Annotated in this window: 22 protein-coding genes and 1 other annotated feature; of the genes, 18 read left to right on the top strand and 4 right to left on the bottom strand. The window is 44.6% G+C overall.

The genetic code is table 11. The features are described from left to right. Positions 1-14: 14 nt before the first annotated feature. Positions 15-458 carry a S1 domain-containing RNA-binding protein gene (locus AC0VX1_RS18470; protein WP_034308861.1) on the bottom strand — a complete coding sequence of 148 codons (444 nt, stop codon included), beginning with the start codon at positions 456-458 and terminating at the stop codon, positions 15-17. 257 nt (positions 459-715) lie between these two features. On the opposite strand from AC0VX1_RS18470, the gene AC0VX1_RS18465 reads away from it, so the two are divergent. The 11 genes from AC0VX1_RS18465 to AC0VX1_RS18415 all read left to right on the top strand — a co-directional run bounded on the left by AC0VX1_RS18465 (position 716) and on the right by AC0VX1_RS18415 (position 10218). Next, positions 716-1465, top strand: a complete 750-nt coding sequence (locus AC0VX1_RS18465) for a M23 family metallopeptidase (RefSeq protein WP_034308857.1) — start codon at positions 716-718, stop codon at positions 1463-1465. Beyond that, positions 1458-2324 (top strand): M50 family metallopeptidase, encoded by an 867-nt coding sequence (locus AC0VX1_RS18460; protein ID WP_034308855.1) that lies wholly within the window; start codon positions 1458-1460, stop codon positions 2322-2324. Before AC0VX1_RS18465 ends, AC0VX1_RS18460 begins: the two co-directional genes overlap by 8 nt. Positions 2325-2366: 42 nt before the next feature. Further along, positions 2367-3839: an Rne/Rng family ribonuclease gene (locus AC0VX1_RS18455; protein WP_413010256.1), complete on the top strand. Its 1473-nt coding sequence runs from the start codon at positions 2367-2369 to the stop codon at positions 3837-3839. A 75-nt stretch (positions 3840-3914) separates the two neighbouring features. Beyond that, positions 3915-3998, top strand: a sequence feature (ribosomal protein L21 leader region). 13 nt (positions 3999-4011) lie between these two features. After that, complete coding sequence (gene rplU, locus AC0VX1_RS18450; RefSeq protein ID WP_034308849.1) at positions 4012-4320, top strand: 50S ribosomal protein L21; 309 nt, start codon at positions 4012-4014, stop codon at positions 4318-4320. A 13-nt stretch (positions 4321-4333) separates the two neighbouring features. Continuing rightward, entirely contained in the window at positions 4334-4666 is a 333-nt protein-coding gene (locus tag AC0VX1_RS18445) for a ribosomal-processing cysteine protease Prp (protein WP_101222784.1), read from the top strand. A 12-nt stretch (positions 4667-4678) separates the two neighbouring features. Then, positions 4679-4969, top strand: a complete 291-nt coding sequence (gene rpmA, locus AC0VX1_RS18440) for a 50S ribosomal protein L27 (RefSeq protein ID WP_034308845.1) — start codon at positions 4679-4681, stop codon at positions 4967-4969. Between the two features lie 537 nt (positions 4970-5506). Continuing rightward, positions 5507-6046, top strand: a complete 540-nt coding sequence (locus AC0VX1_RS18435; protein ID WP_413010257.1) for a Spo0B domain-containing protein — start codon at positions 5507-5509, stop codon at positions 6044-6046. Between the two features lie 48 nt (positions 6047-6094). Continuing rightward, complete coding sequence (obgE, locus tag AC0VX1_RS18430) at positions 6095-7384, top strand: GTPase ObgE (RefSeq protein ID WP_048688961.1); 1290 nt, start codon at positions 6095-6097, stop codon at positions 7382-7384. 40 nt (positions 7385-7424) lie between these two features. Continuing rightward, on the top strand, positions 7425-7874 hold the full coding sequence (locus AC0VX1_RS18425) for an ACT domain-containing protein (RefSeq protein ID WP_034308837.1): 450 nt from the start codon (positions 7425-7427) through the stop codon (positions 7872-7874). Positions 7875-8288: 414 nt separating this feature from the next. Beyond that, entirely contained in the window at positions 8289-9164 is an 876-nt protein-coding gene (gene pheA / locus AC0VX1_RS18420; RefSeq protein ID WP_063575561.1) for a prephenate dehydratase, read from the top strand. Between the two features lie 361 nt (positions 9165-9525). Further along, positions 9526-10218 carry a DUF6944 family repetitive protein gene (locus tag AC0VX1_RS18415; RefSeq protein WP_475468295.1) on the top strand — a complete coding sequence of 231 codons (693 nt, stop codon included), beginning with the start codon at positions 9526-9528 and terminating at the stop codon, positions 10216-10218. Between the two features lie 60 nt (positions 10219-10278). Here AC0VX1_RS18415 and AC0VX1_RS18410 read toward each other — a convergent pair whose 3' ends face one another. Both AC0VX1_RS18410 and AC0VX1_RS18405 read right to left on the bottom strand, forming a co-directional pair. After that, positions 10279-10809 carry a transcription repressor NadR gene (locus AC0VX1_RS18410; RefSeq protein ID WP_413001215.1) on the bottom strand — a complete coding sequence of 177 codons (531 nt, stop codon included), beginning with the start codon at positions 10807-10809 and terminating at the stop codon, positions 10279-10281. Between the two features lie 49 nt (positions 10810-10858). Then, on the bottom strand, positions 10859-11986 hold the full coding sequence (locus AC0VX1_RS18405; RefSeq protein ID WP_413021254.1) for an IscS subfamily cysteine desulfurase: 1128 nt from the start codon (positions 11984-11986) through the stop codon (positions 10859-10861). 103 nt (positions 11987-12089) lie between these two features. On the opposite strand from AC0VX1_RS18405, the gene nadB reads away from it, so the two are divergent. The 3 genes from nadB to nadA are packed head-to-tail and all read left to right on the top strand — an operon-like array spanning position 12090 to position 15608. Then, entirely contained in the window at positions 12090-13673 is a 1584-nt protein-coding gene (nadB, locus tag AC0VX1_RS18400; RefSeq protein ID WP_475468292.1) for an L-aspartate oxidase, read from the top strand. Beyond that, positions 13654-14505 carry a carboxylating nicotinate-nucleotide diphosphorylase gene (gene nadC / locus AC0VX1_RS18395; RefSeq protein WP_095395143.1) on the top strand — a complete coding sequence of 284 codons (852 nt, stop codon included), beginning with the start codon at positions 13654-13656 and terminating at the stop codon, positions 14503-14505. The genes nadB and nadC overlap by 20 nt, the downstream gene beginning before the upstream one ends. Further along, complete coding sequence (gene nadA, locus AC0VX1_RS18390) at positions 14502-15608, top strand: quinolinate synthase NadA (RefSeq protein ID WP_413010261.1); 1107 nt, start codon at positions 14502-14504, stop codon at positions 15606-15608. Before nadC ends, nadA begins: the two co-directional genes overlap by 4 nt. A 394-nt stretch (positions 15609-16002) precedes the next feature. Here nadA and ypfJ read toward each other — a convergent pair whose 3' ends face one another. Continuing rightward, on the bottom strand, positions 16003-16848 hold the full coding sequence (gene ypfJ, locus AC0VX1_RS18385; RefSeq protein ID WP_475468289.1) for a KPN_02809 family neutral zinc metallopeptidase: 846 nt from the start codon (positions 16846-16848) through the stop codon (positions 16003-16005). 337 nt (positions 16849-17185) lie between these two features. Here ypfJ and safA point away from each other — a divergent pair, with 337 nt between their 5' ends. From safA to AC0VX1_RS18365, 4 genes are all read left to right on the top strand, one after another. Next, on the top strand, positions 17186-20014 hold the full coding sequence (gene safA, locus AC0VX1_RS18380) for a SafA/ExsA family spore coat assembly protein (protein ID WP_475468287.1): 2829 nt from the start codon (positions 17186-17188) through the stop codon (positions 20012-20014). Beyond that, positions 20004-20951 carry a phosphotransferase gene (locus AC0VX1_RS18375; protein ID WP_170956534.1) on the top strand — a complete coding sequence of 316 codons (948 nt, stop codon included), beginning with the start codon at positions 20004-20006 and terminating at the stop codon, positions 20949-20951. Before safA ends, AC0VX1_RS18375 begins: the two co-directional genes overlap by 11 nt. Positions 20952-21053: 102 nt before the next feature. Beyond that, the gene (locus tag AC0VX1_RS18370; RefSeq protein WP_475468286.1) at positions 21054-21653 is read left to right on the top strand and encodes a YhcN/YlaJ family sporulation lipoprotein; all 600 of its coding nucleotides are present in this window, start codon (positions 21054-21056) and stop codon (positions 21651-21653) included. 101 nt (positions 21654-21754) lie between these two features. Then, positions 21755-22264, top strand: coding sequence for a BofC C-terminal domain-containing protein (locus AC0VX1_RS18365; RefSeq protein ID WP_475468284.1), 510 nt, complete (start codon positions 21755-21757; stop codon positions 22262-22264). Positions 22265-22403 lie beyond the last annotated feature (139 nt).

Below are 22403 nucleotides of genomic sequence, written 5' to 3'. Positions count from 1 at the left end.
TAAAATGCAGCGGGTTATCCGCGTCTTCCGCCTCTTCCGCCGCGTTTTGATTCAGTGCTGCGTTTAAGAGTCGATAAATTTTCTTCGCTAGTCTTTAAAAAGCGCACCATTTTATCTTCGAAATTTTCCTTTGGTTGGAAATTACCTTTTGAACGGAAATCTTTAGAACGGCTATCCCCTTGGCGTGGTGGGCGTTTGGTATAAGAAGAGGTTTGCCCTTCGGGTCTATCTATAGCCTTTTTGATGGACAAGGCAGTTTTTCCGTCTTTCTCACTAATCACTTTTACTTCAATTTGGTCGCCTACTTTAAGATGGTCATTTACGTCTTTTACATAGCTATCTGCTACCTCACTGATATGCACAAGACCTGTTGAGCCTCCTGGTAATTCTACGAATGCTCCAAAATTAGTGATACCTGTTACTTTACCTTGTACTTTGCTGCCTATTTCGATTGACATAAAAAAATGTTCCCCCTCAATAATGTTAAAACCACTTTATTATAACAAATTTCAGGGAACAATATCAATCTCAATTATTAGATTTTCTGAATCGATACAGAAATCACCTTGGAAATTCATTAGTTTTCTGATGATTTTTCATTGGAAAAAGTTTTTCAGGATGTGCAGAAAGAATATCTTTTCTCCGTCATAGTCTGGACAAGTTGCTCATACGTTGTAATATAGCGCTTTGACATGAGCAGGGAGGGGAATCTGGAATGGATGATCGCAGGAAAGATATCCGAAATCGTATTGCCAAGAGACGCAAGTTTAATGATAAGCCGGCAGGAAGCAGCAGTTGGACGGAAATCAACAATGAGGAACCATATGGGATTGATTCATATAACGGGTATTCCGAGAAAGATCATCCGCTCTTCAAGAAAGAATATTTTTTCTTTAAAATCCTTGCCAGTGTATGCCTGTTCCTGATAGTTGCGGTGATGTTCAAACACCCTTCTGTGCGGCTGGACCCTGCCAGAAGTTTTGTCACGGAGAACATGAACAAGGAATTTCAGTTCGCTTCAATCTCCAATTGGTACGAAAGTGCGTTTGGTAAACCAATCGCTTTTTTACCGAATGAAGCCAATACGGAAACGGTTGATTCGAATGAGGAATATGCAATGCCAGCTTCTGCGAAGATTACCCAAAACTTCGAGACGAACGGTGAGGGAATCATATTGGAAACGAGCAAAGGCTCAAAGGTCGAGGCCGTTAATGAAGGGGTTGTCATTTTTGCCGGTGAAAAGGAGGGGATCGGAAAGACGGTAGTCATTCAGCATGCCAATAAAACTGAATCTTGGTATGGGCAGCTGAAAGAAATTGATGTGAAATTGTATGAGTTCGTTAAAAAGGGCAATGAAGTCGGACAGGTTACACTAAGTGAAGATGGATCCAAGGGCAGATTTTATTTAGCGATAAAAGAAAATGATGCTTTCGTCGATCCTAAAAAGGTGATTTCCTTTGAGTGAATATGCGAAGTTACTGTTTAAAATCAGGGTGCACCCGACACTGTGGTTTGTCATTGGCATCGCCATCCTCACAGCCCATTTCGTTGAAATGATGATGCTGCTGCTCATCGTCTTCATTCATGAAATGGGGCATGCTGTCTGTGCCCAGCACTTCAAATGGCGGATAAAGTCAATCCAGCTGCTTCCTTTTGGCGGGGCAGTCGAGACTGAGGAGTATGGAAATAAGAGTTTGAAGGAGGATTTGGCGGTGGTGCTTGCCGGTCCGCTTCAACATGTTTGGCTCATTGGCGCAGCTTTTTTGCTCTATTTCTTCACTATTATCCCATATGAGCTGTACCAGCCCTTTTTGTATATGAACCTCATGCTGCTGATTTTTAATCTGCTGCCAATTTGGCCCTTGGACGGGGGACGCTTGCTATTCATCGGTATTTCCCTATACTGCACCTTTTTGGAAGCGCAGAAGCATACCCTTCACTTTTCTGCAGTATTCGCTGTCCTGGCTTTTTTGACTTGGATCATACTGGATCCGCTCAATTTGAATATCTGGCTCATCATCTTTTTCATAAGTCTCTCACTCGTCATGGAATGGCGGCAGAGGTATTACGCGTTCATCCGCTTTCTTTTGCAGCGCCATTACGGGCATACGAATGATTTGGCGAAACTGAAGCCGATATCGGTGGATTCACAAGAACCGATTTATAAAGTGCTGGAACTGTTTCAACGCGGCTGTAAACACCCCGTCATCATCATGAAAAACGGGAAAGAGAGCGGCTCGTTGGATGAAACGGAAATCCTTCACGCCTATTTTTCGGAGAAAATGACGAACGGGAAAATCGGCGACCTATTATATTCTTATTAAATATGTTATCCTTTCTTCAAATTGAGGAGAGGATTTTTTTTGATGAAAAAAATGATCGCGAACCTAGCTTCACGCGAAAAAAGAGTGGCCGTCCTTGAGAATGGTGTTTTACGTAAACTTGAAATCATGCCGCCTCAAAAGCGCAGTACGGTCGGTAATATTTATCTTGGGAAGGTGACGAAGGTGCTGCCGGGAATGGATGCCGCCTTCATTGATTATGGTGCAGAGAAGAATGGTTTTTTACACCGAGACGAGATTCCCTCCTTCCAGCTTACAAAAAAAAGTGATGGGAAAGCACCCATCGGTCAATTTATCCGTCAGGGAGAAAAGCTGCTAGTTCAGGTGACCCGGGATGAAACAGGAACAAAAGGAGCTAAATTGACGGGGCTGATCGAGTTTTCAACGGAGTCACTCGTTTACATACATGGAATAGATTATGTTGGTGTTTCAAAGAAATTCAAAAACGACGATCTTCAGAAGCAATGGCGGGAAACGGCCATGCAGCATAAAAATCCTGATGAGGGACTGATTGTCCGCACCTCGATGGAGAACGAAAGTGAATCGGTCTTCCTTGACAGGTTAACTGGATTGCGGGAGCTCCATAAAGGGCTTGAAGTCAAGGCTGCGTCCCTAAAGGCCCCGTCCCTTCTCTATGAAAGGGACGCATACCTTGATATGATCATTTCCGAAATGTCGGGAACGGCGAACGGGGAACTTGCCATCGATGACTTCGAGGCCTATCGCGAGTTGAAAAAGTGGATACAGGAAAACCGTAAGGAGTGGGAAATATCCCATGTAGCGGGTACCAAGAATATTTTTTCCGAATGGAATGTGGAAGCGCAAGTTGAGAAAATGGCCAAGAAAATCGTCTGGCTTGATAATGGCGGATATTTAATTTTTGAAGAAACGGAAGCTTTCACCGTAATCGATGTCAATTCAGGTAAGTTCACCGGCAAGGTGGCGAAGGAAGCAACATTGTTTGCGGTCAATCAGGCTGCGGCGAAAGAGGTCGCCCGTCAACTGAGATTGAGGAATATCAGCGGAATCATCCTAATAGATTTCATCAATATGGACCAGTCCCGGCATAAGCAGGAAATCATCGAAATCGTCAAAAAGGAAGCGGTGAGGGATGAGAAGCGAATCCAGGTCATCGGTTTTACGGAACTGGGCATTTTACAAATGACGAGAAAGCGAACCTCCCCGTCTTTAAGTGAAATGACGACGGTGCCCTGCCCTGTGTGCAGTGGAAGCGGTAAAATCGAGAGCCCGGAAACGGTGGCCTTCAAGTTGGAACGTGAACTGCTGGAACACAGGAAGACGGATGATGAAGCGGTATGGGTGGAGGCCAGTAAAGCGGTGGCGGACGTGCTGCTTGGTGAAAAGGAATCATATCGGCCGGCATTGGAGGAATTGATCGCTAAAAAGATATTCCTGTCTTTTATCCCAGGTTTGACGAATGCCTATTCCATCAAGCGATTCGGAAGCATTCAGGAAATCGGGCGGGCTTTCGAGTGAAGAGCGGGAATTGTTATAAATATATTGACAGCCTTTCCTGTTTCATGGTAGGATTTTAATGTTATGTTTGTAGCACCCGTGCTACAACCGCTCAACATCAGGTTTTAAGCTTTTGCCTTTTTGGTAAAACGCCTGTGATTGGCGAGTCTGAGACATTTAAGGAGGTGCAAGTATGTACGCAATTATCGAAACTGGCGGTAAACAAATTAAAGTAGCAGCTGGCGAAGCGGTTTACATTGAAAAATTAAACGCAGAAGCAGGCGAAACTGTTACATTTGACAAAGTTTTATTCGTAGGTGGCGAAGACGTGAAAGTCGGTGCTCCACTAGTTGAAGGCGCTACTGTAACAGGTACTGTCGAAAAACAAGGTAAGCAAAAGAAAATCACTGTTTTCAAATACAAAGCGAAGAAAAACAATCGTAAAAAACAAGGTCATCGTCAACCATACACTAAAGTTGTTATTGAAGCAATCAACGCGTAAGGGCTGATTCTAGATGATCAAAGTTGTATTTGATGCTCCGCAGGAACGGATTGCTTCGTTCACCTTAAGCGGACATGCTAATTTTGCTAAAAAAGGTTCTGATATCGTTTGTGCAGGTGTATCGGCTGTTTCCTTCGGGGCAGTCAATGCCATCATGTCCTTAACGGACGTAGAGCCTGAGATTGAGCAAGGGAGAGAAGGCGGCTATCTTCGCTGCGTTATTCCGGGGAATCTTTCACCGGAATCCGAAGAAAAGGTGCAGCTGCTCTTGAACGGTATGCTCATATCGCTGCAAACCATCGAACGTGATTATGGTAAATACATGAAAATTATCCTCAACCAATAGGAGGTGGAACAAATGTTAAGATTAAATCTTCAGTTCTTCGCTTCGAAAAAAGGAGTAGGTTCTACAAAGAACGGACGTGACTCTCAATCTAAGCGTCTTGGCGCTAAACGTGCAGATGGTCAATTCGTTTCTGGTGGTTCTATCCTTTACCGTCAACGCGGAACAAAAATCTATCCAGGTGAGAACGTAGGCCGTGGTGGAGACGATACTCTATACGCTAAAGTAGACGGTGTTGTTAAATTCGAACGTTTCGGACGTGACCGTAAAAAAGTAAGCGTATATCCAGTTGCACAAGAAGCATAATTGGCATCTTTGAACAGAGGCTGACTCAAAAGGGTCTGATTCCTTCTACAAGACACTATATACCGCGTCATTATTAATAATGGTATGCTATATAGTGATGAAGGGGTCCGACCCTTTATTTATACTATAGGAACGAACCAGCATTTTGCAGGAGACTTTAGTCATTAGTATAAGGAAACAACCTCTGACTTACAAAAGGCTCGCCAATAGGCGGGCTTTCTTAAACTTTCAGGGGGTAAATCCAAGATTATTCATCCATCCGATTTGGTTAAACCAAATAGACACTCCAATTCAACTATAATATCTCCAATTGGTGCATAAATAAGGCCCATTCTCTTTTTTAGTTCAAATGGCTCTACCATCGTCCAAAGAACTCAGGGTGTGCGGCTGTATTTTTTGGACGGGGGCTTTCATGTGAAGGCATGTGAATCGAGCTTCATTTCCTGTTTGTTGTTTTTTTGATATACTGTACAAATGGAAGTATTCAACATGATAGAGCTGAAAAAAGTTTCTTTATCATAATTGAAGGTGTTAATAATGGATAAAAATTGGACGACTATTGAAACTCTGCGTCAAACCAGGCATGACTGGCTGAATAAAATTCAAATCATCAAAGGGAATCTGGAGTTGAACAGAATTGATCGTGTCAAGGGCATCATTGATGAAATCATTGTTGAAACCCAGAATGAAGCACGACTTTCCAGTTTGAATTTGCCTAAGTTCACCGAGATGCTGTTGACGTCGAATTGGAATAATGGATCATTTTATTGCGAATATGAAATCATTGATGTTTTTGAAGGCTCAACCGAGATGGACGGGCTGATGTATCGCTGGACAAACGATTTCTTCAAGATTCTGGATAAAAACCTGGATCCGTTTTTTGAAAATATACTGGCTGTTTCTATGTGTAAAAAAGAAGTGAGCGATATGCACTGTACATTTCATATGCAAGGCAGGTTCATTGATCAATCCCCAGTGATCGAGTTTTTGGAGAGTTCATTAACGGCTGAGCAATCAATTGAAATTCTTGAATGTAAAGAGGATGAAATATTTTTTAAGATGGATATTAACTTTTAGAGAAGTATACAGCAAGAATTGACTTGCAGAAAACAAGGAAGTGATAGCATGTTTGTCGATCAAACGAAAGTCTATGTAAAAGGCGGAGACGGTGGTAACGGGATAGTTGCTTATCGTCGTGAGAAATTCATACCTAAAGGCGGACCAGCTGGTGGAGATGGCGGTAATGGAGCCAATGTCGTATTTGAAGTGGAAGAGGGCTTGCGTACATTAATGGATTTCCGTTACCAACGTCACTTTAAGGCACCTCGTGGAGAACATGGCATGTCCAAAAACATGCATGGTGCGGCTGCAAAAGATATGGTCATCAAGGTTCCACCTGGCACCGTTGTCATCGATGATAAAACGAAGGAAGTCATTGCTGATTTAGTTGAGCATGGACAACGCGCCGTTATCGCCAAAGGTGGCCGCGGAGGCCGGGGGAATTCCCGTTTTGCCACGCCTGCCAATCCTGCACCTGAAATCGCGGAGAATGGCGAACCCGGCCAAGAACGCGATATCGTCATGGAATTAAAACTGTTGGCTGATGTCGGTTTGGTTGGTTTCCCAAGTGTAGGGAAATCCACTTTGCTTTCTGTCGTATCCGCAGCAAGGCCTAAAATTGCCGAATATCATTTTACAACGATCGTACCTAACCTCGGAATGGTGGAAACGGAAGATCACCGCAGCTTCGTCATGGCCGATTTACCTGGTCTGATCGAAGGCGCTTCAGAAGGAGTGGGACTTGGACATCAATTCCTGCGCCATATTGAAAGAACGAGGGTAATCGTTCATGTAATCGATATGTCGGGTCTTGAAGGCCGGGATCCATATGAAGACTACCAAACAATCAATAAAGAATTGGAAGAGTATAACCTGCGCTTGACTGAACGTCCGCAAATCATTGTAGCAAGTAAAATGGATATGCCGGACTCGGAAGATAACTTAGCTGCTTTCAAAGAAAAGCTGGAAGAAGACTATCCTGTCTTCCCGATTTCTGCCGTGACGCGTGAAGGGATTCGTGAGCTTCTTTATGCAATTGCTGATAAAATCGAAGAGACCCCTGAGTTCCCTCTTGAACATGAAGAAGAGAATACTGGAATCCACCGGGTTCTATATAAACATACATCACAGTCGGATGAATTTAACATTGAACGCGAACCCGATGGCAGCTTTGCCGTATCAGGATTCAAGATCGAGCGTCTATTCAAAATGACTGACTTCACCCGTGAAGAGTCCATACGTCGTTTCGCCAGACAGCTTCGTTCATTCGGAGTCGACGAAGGCCTTCGCCAAAAAGGTGCGACAAATGGCGATATCGTCCGTATCCTTGAATATGAATTTGAATTTGTTGATTGATTGGAGACCATGATGGCAGGCAAAAGGAGGCGTGCGGAGTTTGAATAAGTCCGATCAGAAATTTTTCCTCGTTCGAGAGGATGTCCTTCCCGAAGCGATGAAAAAAACGCTGGATGCAAAAGAAATGATTGAACGGGGAAAAGCGGAATCAGTTTGGGAAGCGGTACAGCGAGTGGACCTAAGCAGGAGTGCTTTTTACAAATACCGTGACACGGTTTTTCCGTTTCATACAGTTGTTAAGGAAAAGCTGATTACACTGTTCTTCTATCTTGAAGATCGTTCTGGTACTCTATCGGAGCTTTTACGGCTCGTCGCCTCATCCGGTTGCAACATCATGACCATCCACCAAACGATTCCTTTACAGGGACGTGCAAATGTCACCCTATCCCTGAATACGGGTGGGATGACGATGGATATTAATGAACTGCTCACTAAACTGCGTAAAATGGAGTTCGTCGAAAAAGTCGAAATCATTGGTAACGGCGCATGAAAACAGCCTGTACATGACACATGTACAGGCTGTCAGTTTGTAGACAAAAGGTTACCCAAACCTTTTCCAACTGATACTGAATAAAAAAGTTTGCCTATTCGTTTCATGCGGTGCAGACCGTAATGGATTTATGTTGGGGGCAATAGTAGCTCCGCGAAAATCCGGAAGCTTTCATTAAGATGCAATAGTAAATCTGTTCAAACAGGTGACCGTCCGCGGAAAGCGAGTGCCTGGGGCGAAAATCAACGGTCAACGTTTAAAAACATAAAATAGCCTGAAGACAAACTCATTTATTATCGGGTTTATCTTCAGGCTGTTTTCATTTGTAAGAGGAAATTAACGATTAACTATTGTAAAAAATCAGAAAATGGCATAACATAAACAATAGATTTTCCGTGAAAAGGAGTTTATAATATGACAGCGAAAATTGCATTTCTTGGACCAAAAGCAACGTTCACGGATTTAGCTGTATCGCGACTATTTCCTAATGATATAAAAATACCGATGAACACGATTCCGGACTGCCTTGATGCTGTTCGGGACGGGGAAGTGAATCATGCGCTCGTGCCGATCGAGAATGCTTTAGAGGGTTCGGTAAATATAACGATGGATTACTTAGTCCATGAAGTCACATTGCCGATGAAAGGCGAAGTGACTATTCCAATCCAACAGCATTATATGGTGCACCCGGATCATGCATATCCTGGTTTCAAACCTGACATGGTTTATTCGCATTCCCATGCCATCGCTCAATGCCGCAAATTCCTACATAATGAGCTAAGGGGCATTCCGTACGAGTATGTCACATCCACTGCAGCCGCTGCGAAGATGGTGATGGAGAATCCCGATATCAATATTGCGGCGATTGCGAATGATATGGCTGCGGAGGAGTACGGTTTGACGATTGTCAAACAAAATATTCACGATTATGAACATAATCACACCAAGTTTATCGTCGTATCCAACAGTGAAGTCGACTATGAAGGGCATTTGACCGTTGAAGGGGATAAGAAAACGACCTTGATGATTCAGCTGCCTGCCGACCACTCAGGGCAGCTGCACCAAGTACTTTCCGCTTTTTCCTGGAGGAAACTTAACCTTTCCAAGATTGAATCAAGACCCATGAAAACAGGATTAGGCAATTACTTCTTCATCATCGACATCGAAATGTCCCTTGACGATGTCCTGATCCCAGGAGCGATCTCTGAGCTCGAGGCCTTAGGATGTACGGTATCGATCATGGGAAGCTATACATGCTTTAAAGTCCAAACTGGTGTACCGCAACGATGAATGTTTAAAGCTGAGTACAATGAATAAGAAGGGTGCCCCGGGATTATTTCCGGGGCATTTTTTGTGTTCGTTAAGATTTGTATTTCCCTTGTGTACAAGTTCCTAAAATGGTGGGCTGTCATTTGATGAAATATATAGCAATAGGCAGGTTTATTGGATTTTGGGAAGATGGCGAAGTTTTTCATGATAAAAAGTGCCTATGATTCTGGATGGAAAACAAACACCGATTGTGCTGAAAGCAAATACAATAAGTAAATCTCGGTGGGTCACATGTGGAACTGGCAATACATATTTTGAAAACTAATTAAGTGGATGCACCTTTTTAATCAAAAATGCAGAGAGAGGGTGGTGGTCAGCAGAGATGGATAATCAATTCAAAGAAACTTTCGGTTCTTGGATTCAAGCGATAGGAACTGTCATTTCTGCTGTTGCTGGTACACCCTCCCATGTCTTGGACGAAGAATTTCGTAATAACTTGGATTTGATTGGAAATGAACTTCAAGCAACAGGAAATGCCTTATTGGCCGACGCGGAAGAAACCTGGTCCCTGGATAAATTCGGGAATATAATACAGGCAATCGGAAATTCGACTGTTATCTTAGGCCTAGTCATTGATTTTGATGAAATAACGAAACAGGAATTAATCATCAAAGGCAATCTGATTCAAGCGTTGGGAGGAGGAACCGCTTTGGCGGGGGCATACGAAAATCCGGATGAACCGGAACAGGCCTTCAATGCTACGGGAAATTTGTTGCAGGCGATTGGGAATTCGATGCAAGCGATGGGTGGAATTGCCGAACTTAAAAATAGCATTCTAGAAAAAGACCAAGATAAGGATCAAGAACAAGAAGAACAAGATAAGGAGCAGGAACAGCAAAAATATCAATATCCTAATTTGGAAGAGAAGCCATCTGATGGAGAATTAATCCAAGTGATGGGGGGATGGGTACAGGCGGTCGGTTCCGTCATTAGCCTTATAGGGCAGTTGAGAAGTAACGAAGATGAAAACTCCGGGAATGGAAGCTCAAATGAAAGCAATTCCAATGATGAGTGAGCATGAGAGTCCATAAAAAAAATCCTCAAAAGCCCTATCTTTTGAGGATTTTTCGTTCATTCAATCGACTAAAATGCCGGCATCCCTCAAAGCGCACTCCGCTTCGTCGAGCAGTTCTTCAGATGATGCGCTCAGTGTATGGAGATGGATGCCGCTCGTTAGTTCCGATAAAAACGATGCATTCGTTGCCGTCACCCTTGAAAGGAATTGCTGGACCTCCTTACGGCTGCTGACCATGATGGAAGCGGTCAGGTCGCCGTATACGGGGTGCTCGATTTTGACATCTTTCACCGTGATGCCGATATCCACTAGTAAATATAGTTCTTCTTGGGTCCGGGAAGGATCGTGCTGGCAAGCAATGATCCTTTCCGGCTTCTGCGTGCTCCCTGTTTGCATGTACAGATAGCCTTGGCTTGTGGCAATGATAGGTTCATTCCGCGCTTTCAGGAGGGTTATGTCACCAACGATAACCTGCCGGCTTACATTCGTTATTTGCGAAAGCTCGCTGCCCGTTACAGGCTCCGTGCTTGTTTGCAATAAATGTAAGAGTTTCGTCCGTCTTTCTTCCCCAAGTAATTTCTTTCTTTCCATAAACATTCACCTCTTTAATTACAAACATTCTAACACAGTTTGGAGGGTTTTATCGAATGGAAGCTATTCCTTCGATGCAGTCCGCCAACTTGTGAATGTCGTCGGCCGTCGTGTTTTTGCCAAAGGAAAAGCGGACGAATTGATGGGCTTCATCTTCGCTTTTTCCAATGGCCATCATCGTTTTTGAAGGATCCTGTTTACCGATTTGGCAGGCGCTTCCCGTCGAAACGGCGAATCCTTTCTGGTTTAATTCCAGCATGATGTACTGTCCTTGCAATCCAGCGAAGGTCAGCGCCAATATGTGAGGCAATTGCTCGTATTTTGCTTCGATGATTTGAAAATTGATTTTCCTTTCCGTCAGCCGTTGAATCAATTGCGTCCTAAGTGCGGAGATCCGTTTTCGTTCATCTTCCATGATGTCGCCCAATTTCTTAGCAGCGGTCACGAAGGAAGCTATCCCGGGGACGTCCACTGTTCCTGGTCTGAAACCATATTCATGAGTGATATTCGGTACCGAAGCCTTCAACTGATGGATGGCCGGGAAAATGACGGCCCCAGTCCCTTTTGGACCATAAACTTTATGACTGGAAACGGATAGTCCATCACATGAGGCGGCTATCTTGCCAAGCGGTAATTTAGCAAATGATTGGACGCAATCCACATGAAAAAAAGCCTGGTGTTTTCGAACGATTTCACTTATTTGCTCAATGGGTTGAATGACCCCGATTTCCGAATTCACATGTTGGACAATGACTAAGCATGTTCTCTCCGACATGCATTCCTGCAGATGTTCAATATCAACACGGCCATCTTTCAAATGCCGTAAATAAGTAACCTCGAAGCCATCTTGTTCAAGCTTTTCGACGAAGTTGGCAAGAGATGCATGTTCAGTCCGGCTTACAATCAAGTGGTTCTGCCAGGATGGTTTCGAAGCGATGAAAGTATCTATCGCAAGCATGTTGCTTTCTGATCCGCCGCTCGTAAAGATGATTCCTTCCTTTTTTATGTTCAGCATTTCTGCGAGTTGCTGCCGTGACATATCCAATAAACGTGCCGCTTCAGAGCCAATATCATGCAAACTGCTCGCATTCCCGAAAAACTTCCGGGATGCTTGGCTGAATACGTCAAGAGCCTCCTCATCAATCGGAGTTGTAGCGGCGTAATCCAAATAAATCAAGAAATCACTTCCATCCTTTAAACTTAAAAAACTCTTGATAATAGTTTAATAATATGTAAATATAGTTGTCAAGACACCTGTCATAAACAGGAGGAATGAAATAATGGTAAAAGCGGATATCATCGTGATAGGCAGTGGGATTGCTGCCTTGAAAACGGCATTGGAAGCAAGTGAACATAAGCATGTGATACTCATCACAAAATCAAATATCCGTCATGGTAATTCTTATTTAGCCCAGGGCGGGATTGCTGCTGCAATATCTGATCGTGATCGAATATCCTTTCATAAAAAAGATACGCTGGCGGCTGGTCAGCGATATAACAAGGTGAAGGCAGTGGAAAAACTCGTTGAAGAGGCACCTTCGGTTATAGCTGAACTTATTGCTTCGGGTATGCGATTTGACCAAGATGATGACGGAATTTTATTGCTCGGCATGGAGGGGGCCCACAGTGAACGAAGAATCCTCCATAGTCACGGGGATGCTACCGGAAAGTACATGATGGAACATCTTATAGGCTGCTTGAAAAAATCATCGGTTACTGTGATGGAGAAGGTTGCTGCAGTGGAGTTGATCATCGGGAAAGATGATTCTTGCATAGGCGTCAAAACACTTGATAAGGCAGGGGAACTTGTTGCCTATCACGCGGAACGGACGGTTTTGGCAACAGGCGGCTGTGGTTCCCTATACCATTTCACTTCAAATTCACAAACGGTTTCAGGTGATGGGATCGCACTTGCATTCAAGGCCGGTGCAAAAGTGCGTGACATGGAATTCATCCAATTCCATCCGACCCTGCTTTTTGTGAATGGCAAAGTGAAAGGGCTGGTTTCAGAAGCGGTTCGCGGGGATGGTGCTAGATTAGTGACGGAAATGGGAAAGCCGATCATGGAGGATGTCCATAGCTTGAAGGATCTAGCACCAAGGCATATTGTTGCACAGACGATTTTTTCTTATTTGCAGCGCGGTGAAAAGGTATTTTTGGATATTTCGATGATCAAGGATTTTAAAAATCGTTTTCCGACAGTGAGCTCATTATGTGAAAAAAGCGGGCTGGATCTTCAATTGGGGAAAATCCCGGTTGCACCTGGAAACCATTTTCTAATGGGAGGGATTGATGTGGATGAATCGGGGCAAACCTCTGTACCCTCTTTGTATGCAGTTGGTGAAGTGGCATGCACTGGTGTACATGGTGCAAACCGATTGGCAAGCAACTCCCTTCTCGAAGGATTGGTTTTTGGAAATACGCTTGGCCGTTTCCTTGCTAAAGTGCCGGCAAGGTCGATACCGCAAGAAAAAGAGCAGACCAAAAGTTCCAGTCAAATTTCCTTTCTACCTGAACTCACGACATTGCAGGAAAAATTAATGAACGAAGCGGGAATCGTTCGAAATGAAGCGGGTTTAACCCGACTGAAGGATTATCTTGAGACATTTAATATCGAAAAATTGCTGCAAATGGAAGTGACGGCATTACCGATACAGGAAATAACGAAAATCAATGCCATCATCGTGGCGTGGCTGATTGCCGAATCCGCATTGACCAGAACGGAAAGCAGGGGCGGTCATTTCCGCAGTGACTATCCTAACGAAGATGACACCCAATGGCTTGAAAATTCGGTTATCCTTGCTTGCACGGATGTAAAAAACCGAGTGAAAGGGAGACGACTATATGAATATATTGAAGCTTAAGCAGATGCTGCAACAATTTTTAATGGAAGATATAGGGGAATGCGATGTAACGAGCGATACGATTTTTGATCAAGGTGAACAAGGTACTTTGACATTCATCGCAAAAGAAGGCGGCGTCTTCAGTGGAGGGGACGTCATCAAGACGGGATTTGCATTGCTGGATGAGCAAATCGAGGTTTTCCTTTTTGTTCAAGATGGCGAAGTTTTCGAAGAAGGACAGCAGCTTGCAAAAATGACCGGCGATATGGCCTCCCTTTTAAAAGGGGAACGGGTCGTTTTGAATTTGGTGCAGCGTATGTCCGGAATTGCGACACAGGCCCATAAAGCTGCCATGATATTAGCGGGGACGAAGACGAGAGCTTGTGATACGAGGAAAACCACACCGGGCCTGCGGATGCTTGAAAAATATGCGGTCCGTTCCGGCGGGGCATTCAATCACCGATATGGTCTGTATGATGCAGTCATGATAAAGGACAACCATATTTCTTTCGCTGGGTCCATAACGAAAGCGGTTCAAACGGTAAAATCCAAACTGGGACATACCACTAAGGTGGAAGTGGAAACGGAATCACCACAGCAGGTGCTTGAAGCAGTGGAAGCCGGTGCAGATATCATCATGTTCGATAACCGGAGCCCCGAAGAAATCAAGCAACTGATCAAATTGGTTCCCGCCCACATCATTACTGAAGCTTCTGGAGGAATCCATTTAGACAATCTAGCCTCATATCGGGAAACAGGGGTAGATTATATTTCGTTGGGCAGCTTGACGCACAGTGTCAGGGCACTTGATATCAGCGCAAAGGTCAAAGAGCAGGAGGGGATATTGAAATGAACATATTGGAGATGGCTAAAACAGCAGGAAATACATTGCCTGAAAAGTATAAAACGATGACAAAGGTAGAGATGGAGAATCGGGTCCATGACATCAAGAAACGACTGGGGAACCGTCTTTATATCCCAGGTCATCATTATCAACGGGAGGAAGTCATTCAATTTTCGGATTCAACGGGGGATTCACTTCAATTGGCCCAGCTTTCCGCGCAAAATCGTGAAGCGGATTATATCGTGTTTTGCGGCGTGCATTTCATGGCTGAAACAGCGGATATTTTGACGGAAGAAGGGCAGACGGTTATCCTTCCTGATATGCGTGCAGGCTGCTCCATGGCGGATATGGCCGATATTGAACAAACGGAACGGGCGTGGACAAAGCTTCAGGATCTTTTTGGCGATACGATCCTTCCGCTAACTTATGTGAATTCAACTGCGGCCATCAAAGCTTTTGTAGGGAAGAATGGCGGGGCGACGGTGACGTCTTCCAATGCACAAGGGATGGTCTCGTGGGCCCTCTCGCAAAAAGAAAGAATCCTTTTTCTTCCCGATCAGCATCTTGGGAGGAATACCGCCTTTGACCTTGGAATCCCATTGAATGAAATGGCTGTCTGGGATCCGCATAAGGATGAATTGATCTATGAAGGGGAACTGGAAGATCTGAAGGTACTTCTTTGGAAAGGACATTGTTCAGTCCATGAAAATTTCACTACGGCGAATATTGAAACGCTTAGAGCGGAGCAGCCTGAAATGAATATCATCGTTCATCCCGAATGCCGCCGTGAGGTAGTCGCCCTGTCAGATTATGCGGGTTCGACATCGTACATCATAAATATGATTGAAAAAGCCGAACCAGGTAGTTCTTGGGCAATCGGCACGGAAATGAACCTTGTCAAGCGTCTTATCGCCAATAATCCTGACAAGAACATCATCTCATTAAATCCGAATATGTGTCCATGTCTTACAATGAACCGGATTGATCTGCCTCACCTGCTATGGGCGCTTGAATCCATTGAAGAAGGTATGATCATCAATCCGATAAAAGTGGAGAAGAACATTGCGGATAATGCCATCCTAGCATTAAACAGAATGCTGGAGCGCGTTTGAGTCAGTGTAAAAGACTTTGAATCATAAGAAATAGAGGGGTGGAACACCCGTTCGGTCAGTCGGCCTAATGAGGATTGAATGGTCTTATCCCGAATGCAATTTTATCATGGGATCATTGCCATGATTTAAAACAAGACCGAGTAATCCACGTGTATTGTTACTGTTTTAGCTGAAACTCACAGGTTTGCGACACTCCTGCCGAATAACTGGATAGCCGAGACACTTGCGTCGAGGAGACTTGGCAGACAGTCGGCGGAAAGGGAGCGGATTTCTGAAATCAAATATAATTTTCACCATAAAAAAGTAGACAAACTCGCTTTTCTTCGAATTTGTCTTCAGTCTAAAAAGGGGGATAAACTCCCCCTTTTTTTATGTTTTGAAACAAGTAGAACTTTTAAAGGCTATTCGCTTTAAAAGTATTGCCTTCATTCATATCACCGGATTTAAATCCTTTATTGAACCACCGTTTTCTCTGTTCGGATGTACCGTGCGTGAAGCTGTCTGGAACCACGTACCCCTGTGCCTTTTTTTGGATACGGTCATCTCCCACACCACTTGCTGCATTCAAGGCTTCCTCAAGATCGCCTTCTTCAAGCAAATTCTCTCCTTGGACATGATGTGCCCAAACTCCAGCCAAATAATCGGCCTGTAATTCAAGACGGACAGAATACCTATTATATTCAGTCTCGCTGACCTTTGACCGATCGGGCATTTCCTTTTCCGTTGTCCCTAAAAGTGTCTGAACATGATGTCCGACCTCGTGGGCAATGACATAGGCCATGGCGAAATCCCCGGGTGCCTGGAATTCTTGCTTCAACTCTTGATAAAAGCTGAGATCAATATACAGTTTCATGTCACCAGGACAATAAAATGGCCCTACCGAAGAAGCTGCCATCCCGCATGCCGATTCGACACTGCCTGAATACATGACAAGGGTAGGTTCCCTATATTCCAGTCCATTTTTACGGAATTCTTTTGTCCAGACCTGTTCCGTTTCTGCAAGGACGACAGATACGAACTGCGCAAGCTCCTTCTCTTCATTCGTTTCGACATAAGAGCTGCCATTGTTCGGTTCAGTAGAATTCAAGCTGCCCAGCAAATCACTTGGATTACCGCCAAGGAGAGTCACGATCAAGACAATTACCAATCCGACCCCTCCGCCGATTCCTGCCATGCTTTTTCCGGTCATCCCTCTTTTGTCCTCAACATTCGAGCTGCCCTGTCTACCTTTCCATTTCATTATTATTCCCCCCAGGAATGTAAGATAAGTACCTGAAGACAAAGCCTTAGGCCATTTACTTTCTTATACCCGTATTTCCCTAAGTTTAGACAGAAGCTTGAATGAAGCATTTCAGAACATAACTAAAAAACCATTGCCTCCTGAATGCAATGGAATCTCCTTTTTTAAGATGTCATATCATTTATTACTTCTCCAAAAAAGTAGCTCCCATGTCCCTAAATCATTGAACCAATCATAAAAGTCATTTTTCACGCATAAGTTTTCATGATAAAAATAATAGCATTTCACCCAATGCTTCATAGAATATATGGACATATGCACAGGAGGGGTTAACAGCGTGAAAATTCATATAGTCCAAAAAGGCGATACACTTTGGAAACTCGCCAAAAAATACGGCGTCAGTTTTGAAGAACTTAAAAAAGTTAACGCGCAATTGAGCAACCCGGACATGATGATGCCCGGAATGAAAATTAAAATTCCAGGGACATCCGGAGCTGTAATAAAAGAAACGGGTAAACCAAACGTGAATATTCAGCCGGGAATGAAAGAATCCCAAATTCAACCGTATCAGGCTCAGCCAGCACCTATGAAAGAGCAGCAAATCATGCAAAAACCGGCTGTAAAAGAACAGCCAAAATTTCAACAGCCCGTAAAAGAGCAGCCAAAATTTCAACAACCGGTGAAAGAACAGCCAAAATTTCAACAGCCCGTAAAAGAGCAGCCAAAATTTCAACAACCGGTGAAAGAACAGCCAAAATTTCAACAGCCCGTAAAAGAGCAGCCAAAATTTCAACAGCCTGTTAAAGAACAACCAATCATTCAAAAACCAAAAAAAGAGCAGCAAATCATTCAGCCAAAGCCTATCATTAAAGAAAAGCAAAAAGTCGTTCCAAAAGAAATGCCGGTGCCTATGCCGGTAATTCCGGAAATCGATGTCAATAATTATTATATGGTCAACATGACCAATATGAGTGTGCAAAAGCCTCCTGCACCACCGCCTTTACCAAAGAAAAAAGAAGAGCCTGCAGTCACTAAAAAGAAGAAGAAAAAGCCAGCTGTACAGTCAGCTCAGGATGAGCCGGTGGATGATTGTATTCCAGTAACGCCAATCTTGCCTGGAAGCGGCTATTGCATTCAACCGCCACCGTGGGCGCATATGCAAATGCAAGGCATGCAAGCCCCATACCAAGGCGTTCAAGGGTATCAGGCGGCTCCGGAAATGCATGGTTATCAAATGATGGAAGAGAGCTCTGATATTTGGGGAGAATCTCCTGACATGGAAATGATGGATCATGGATTTGTCCAAGGGGCGAGCATGAATGCACCAAGCCAGCAATATTATCCATATCAAGCCTCCGCACCGGTTCCGCACCATTATTATGGAGGGATGAATCAACAACCTCAAGCAGGTCCATATATGCAACAAGATTATGAGTCACCAGGCGAGTCATCTTCCTACAATCAAAACTTCCCTCAGTTTTCACAGACTGCCGGTGAGGAAGAGGAAGATTGCGGTTGTAATAAGGGGCTACTTGGAACTTATGGCCCGGAAGTGAAGGGACAGTATCAAGGGAACCAAGGGATGGATGCCAATGCACAGGATTATCACCAATATCAATCCGTTCAATCACAGCAACAGGCTCCATACCCAGGGATGTCACCTAACGATTCTCAGATGGGAATGGATATGCAATATCAATTTGATGATGAGTCAGAAGAATCGGAAGGATTCTTGATGATGGGCGGCCAAAACGGAGGCCAGCCAGGCATGATGATGGGCGGCCAAAACGGAGGCCAGCCGGACATGTTGATGGGCGGTCAAAACGGAGGCCAGCCGGACATGATGATGGGCGGCCAAAACGGAGGTCAGCCACCAGGCATGATGATGGGCGGTCAAAACGGTGGCCAGCCAGGCATGATGATGGGCGGCCAAAACGGAGGTCCAGGCATGATGATGGGCGGCCAAAACGGAGGTCAGCCACCAGGCATGATGATGGGTGGCCAAAACGGAGGTCCAGGCATGATGATGGGTGGCCAAAACGGAGGTCCAGGCATGATGATGGGCGGCCAAAACGGAGGTCCAGGCATGATGATGGGTGGCCAAAACGGAGGTCAGCCACCAGGCATGATGATGGGCGATCAAAACGGAGGTCCAGGCATGATGATGGGCGGCCAAAACGGAGGTCAGCCACCGGGCATGATGATGGGCGGCCAAAACGGAGGCCAGCCAGGCATGATGATGGGCGGTCAAAACGGAGGCCAGCCACCAGGCATGATGATGGGCGGCCAAAACGGAGGTCAGCCACCGGGCATGATGATGGGCGGCCAAAACGGAGGTCAGCCACCGGGCATGATGATGGGCGGCCAAAACGGAGGCCAGCCAGGCATGATGATGGGCGGTCAAAACGGAGGTCAGCCACCAGGCATGATGATGGGCAGCCAAAACGGAGGTCAGCCACCAGGCATGATGATGGGCGGCCAAAACGGAGGTCAGCCACCAGGCATGATGATGGGCGGCCAAAACGGAGGTCAGCCACCAGGCATGATGATGGGCGGCCAAAACGGAGGTCAGCCACCAGGCATGATGATGGGCGATCAAAACGGAGGTCCAGGCATGATGATGGGCGGCCAAAACGGAGGTCAGCCACCGGGCATGATGATGGGCGGTCAAAACGGAGGTCAGCCGGACATGTTGATGGGCGGTCAAAACGGAGGCCAGCCCGGCATAAAGGAAATGCAAATAGGAGGTCCTCCAGGGATGATGGGCGATCAAAACGGTGGTCAGCCAGGTATGATGGGCGGCCAAAACGGAGGTCAACCAGGAATGATGGGCGGCCAAAATGGAGGCCAGCCGTGGATGATGGGCGGCCAAAACGGAGGTCAACCAGGAATGATGGGTGGTCAAAACGGAGGTCAGCCGGGAATGATGGGTGGCCAAAATGGAGGCCAGCCAGGCATGATGATGGGCGGCCAAAACGGAGGTCAACCAGGAATGATGCCGGGACAATTTGGCGGTCAGCCGGACATGATGCGCGGACAGCTTGGGGGGCAACCTGAAGCTATGTTACCTGGACAAATGGGAGGCCAGCCAGGCCAATTCGGGGGCGTGCGTGCACCTGAAACATTTGGGATACCGACATATGTAGATGAAAGCGATGACTACTAATCATCAAGGAGACAGTGTTTTTAACACTCGTCTCCTCTCTTATTTAAATCGTAAGCCAAAGAATGTCCACCATATCCAAAGCAGTGTCTATTTAATAACTTTTGAAAAAGGTCATTCAATGATCCTTAAAGGGTTTGACAGTTTTGAAAAATGGGATCGACAAAGAGAATTGACTTCTTTATTAAAACAAAAGGGATTTCATCAAACGTATTATATTCATCAGAATTTAATGCCCTTTCAATTTAAAGGGAAGTGGTATGGCAGTATGGACTATTTTCCGCCGAACAAGAAAAAATTCAGGTTTTCCAATGATAAGGACCGCTTAGAAGGCATTCAGTTACTGGAAAGCTTCCATGATGTGTCGGAAAATCTCTCCATTAACGCGCCTGTGTTCAATCAATCAAAAAAGTGGAAAGAACGCTTATCACTATTTAAAAAGAACTTTTCTTATGTTCGCCAATATGTTTCCGAAGATATTATCAAGGAATGGATTAGATGGGGGGAATGGTCGCTAGAGGGGTTTGATAAATATCAGTCTTTATGGGATAAGGAAAAGAAAGTCATCATTCATGGTGATTGTGCCCACCATAATTTCTTGCGGAGAGCGGACGGCACTTTGACTTTAATCGATTTTGACTTAATGGCAAATGCCCCGAGGTGCATTGATTATTTACAGTACGCAAATCGAATTTCGCCACATCTGGAAGACGCGGCCAACGAGCTGTGGGAAGTGCCGCAATTGCAAAGGTATCAGTCAGACCTGGCCTTTTTATATGCTTTAACTTACCCTACCGATATCTTCCGTGAATGGAATCGTCTTAATAAAAGTTCTTCCCAGCTTCATTCGGTCTGGAAAATGACAGTGGAAGGTTTTTCGGAGCGGATGGAGATGAATGAAAAATTGGCGAAAAGGATTTCTTCCCTTAATAGGAATTAAAATGGGTTTTTGGCCGTATCTTACAGAGTACATTTCCCATTCGACACCCATGCTAATTATGAGCGGAATATAGCTCATTCTATTGCAATGGGAGGGTTATTGGTGCAGAAAATAAAATGGGCACAGCCGCTTTATACGGTATTGGCCGCCGTCAGTTTGGTTGGATGTGCTAATAATGATACAGCGGAAAATGAAAATATCACGAATGATACAGGATACCATGAAAAAGATGCATTGGTGCGAAACATCAATTATGAGAATATGGCGCATGGTTTATACAATAAAGATGATGCGTACAGTAAGAGTGACCGTAACTACCATGGACATGAAAGTAAGCCGCTAAAGGCAAAATCATCTTATTATAATTCTTATGAAGGCTCTTTAGCCGACAGAGTAAATGGTGTCGCCAATAAAGTGGAGTCGGTTAGAGATGCCAGGACAATCATCATGCAAGATGAAATGCTGGTAGCCTTGCGGCTGGACGACTATAGCCAAGCAAATGATGTTAAACAAAGAATCAAGAAGGAGATCGGACCGCTTACCAATGGCCGTACCCTATATGTAACCACCGATGAAGGTGTCTATTTCAGGACGATGACACTTGATAACAATCTTCGGGATGGAGATACGAGGGAAATGATCATTTTGGATGCCAATGACATGTTCGATAACCTTAACATCCACGAAAATCACTTAAAATAATTTGTGGGCTGACCCGACTTGGAGTCAGCTCTTTTTGATTTTTTTTCTGGTTAATAATCCTTATTTGGGTCAAACTACATAAAAAGTAAACGCCTTAAGAGGTGAGTATATTGTTTAATCAACTTAGAATCCAATTTATCTTGGCACTTTTCATATTGCCATTTTGCTTAACCGTTTTTGCGGAAGAAACCGTTCAAAAGGAAAATGATCCAATTGAAAGGAAGGTCATTCTTCAGCGTATGTATTTGGATGGCGAGTTAAGTGAAGAGAAATTGACAGAAACAATTTGGTCGATGGAGGACTTTTGGGCAAAATATGAAGGATGGCAAGTAGTCGATCAAAATGAAGAGCAGATTGTCATGAAGAAAATTGAGAATGACATATCTCCGCTGTTAAAAGCGAATGGTTACCTTGGGATGAGGGAAGATGGTACATTATCCATTTTTATCGGCAGGCCTGAGCACGCCAAGATCATTCATACATTCTACCAAATAGACGTTGGTAAACTTGAAGCATACAAGCAGGAGGAACTGCAAAAAGGGATTCCGATCATGAATAAAGACCAATATAAACAGCTCATTAAAGAATATGAGCCATATTCGTTAAACTAGGGTGGGATGGCATCCCACCCTTCAGACTGTAGACTGACTCGGGTAATGATGGAGAGTTGTCTACAGTTTTTTTGGTGTTTATCATTACGGTTGATTTCGACTGCGGGAACTCGCTTTCCGCGGGCGGTCCACCCTTTGT

This window comes from Peribacillus sp. QJM3NY_7 (assembly GCF_056173225.1).
Note: the sequence above shows the minus strand (reverse complement) of the source record. Positions and strands in the feature narration are given on the sequence as shown.

Bases quoted from the DNA above. Each gene is read 5' to 3' on its own strand.
- AC0VX1_RS18445 (WP_101222784.1), top strand. From the start codon at position 4,334: ATGATCAAAGTTGTATTTGATGCTCCGCAGGAACGGATTGCTTCGTTC.
- AC0VX1_RS18375 (WP_170956534.1), top strand. From the start codon at position 20,004: ATGACTACTAATCATCAAGGAGACAGTGTTTTTAACACTCGTCTCCTC.
- AC0VX1_RS18455 (WP_413010256.1), top strand. From the start codon at position 2,367: ATGAAAAAAATGATCGCGAACCTAGCTTCACGCGAAAAAAGAGTGGCC.
- AC0VX1_RS18435 (WP_413010257.1), top strand. From the start codon at position 5,507: ATGGATAAAAATTGGACGACTATTGAAACTCTGCGTCAAACCAGGCAT.
- rpmA (WP_034308845.1), top strand. From the start codon at position 4,679: ATGTTAAGATTAAATCTTCAGTTCTTCGCTTCGAAAAAAGGAGTAGGT.
- ypfJ (WP_475468289.1), bottom strand. From the start codon at position 16,848: ATGAAATGGAAAGGTAGACAGGGCAGCTCGAATGTTGAGGACAAAAGA.
- AC0VX1_RS18470 (WP_034308861.1), bottom strand. From the start codon at position 458: ATGTCAATCGAAATAGGCAGCAAAGTACAAGGTAAAGTAACAGGTATC.
- pheA (WP_063575561.1), top strand. From the start codon at position 8,289: ATGACAGCGAAAATTGCATTTCTTGGACCAAAAGCAACGTTCACGGAT.
- obgE (WP_048688961.1), top strand. From the start codon at position 6,095: ATGTTTGTCGATCAAACGAAAGTCTATGTAAAAGGCGGAGACGGTGGT.
- AC0VX1_RS18415 (WP_475468295.1), top strand. From the start codon at position 9,526: ATGGATAATCAATTCAAAGAAACTTTCGGTTCTTGGATTCAAGCGATA.
- AC0VX1_RS18465 (WP_034308857.1), top strand. From the start codon at position 716: ATGGATGATCGCAGGAAAGATATCCGAAATCGTATTGCCAAGAGACGC.
- nadA (WP_413010261.1), top strand. From the start codon at position 14,502: ATGAACATATTGGAGATGGCTAAAACAGCAGGAAATACATTGCCTGAA.
- AC0VX1_RS18410 (WP_413001215.1), bottom strand. From the start codon at position 10,809: ATGGAAAGAAAGAAATTACTTGGGGAAGAAAGACGGACGAAACTCTTA.
- nadC (WP_095395143.1), top strand. From the start codon at position 13,654: ATGAATATATTGAAGCTTAAGCAGATGCTGCAACAATTTTTAATGGAA.
- nadB (WP_475468292.1), top strand. From the start codon at position 12,090: ATGGTAAAAGCGGATATCATCGTGATAGGCAGTGGGATTGCTGCCTTG.
- rplU (WP_034308849.1), top strand. From the start codon at position 4,012: ATGTACGCAATTATCGAAACTGGCGGTAAACAAATTAAAGTAGCAGCT.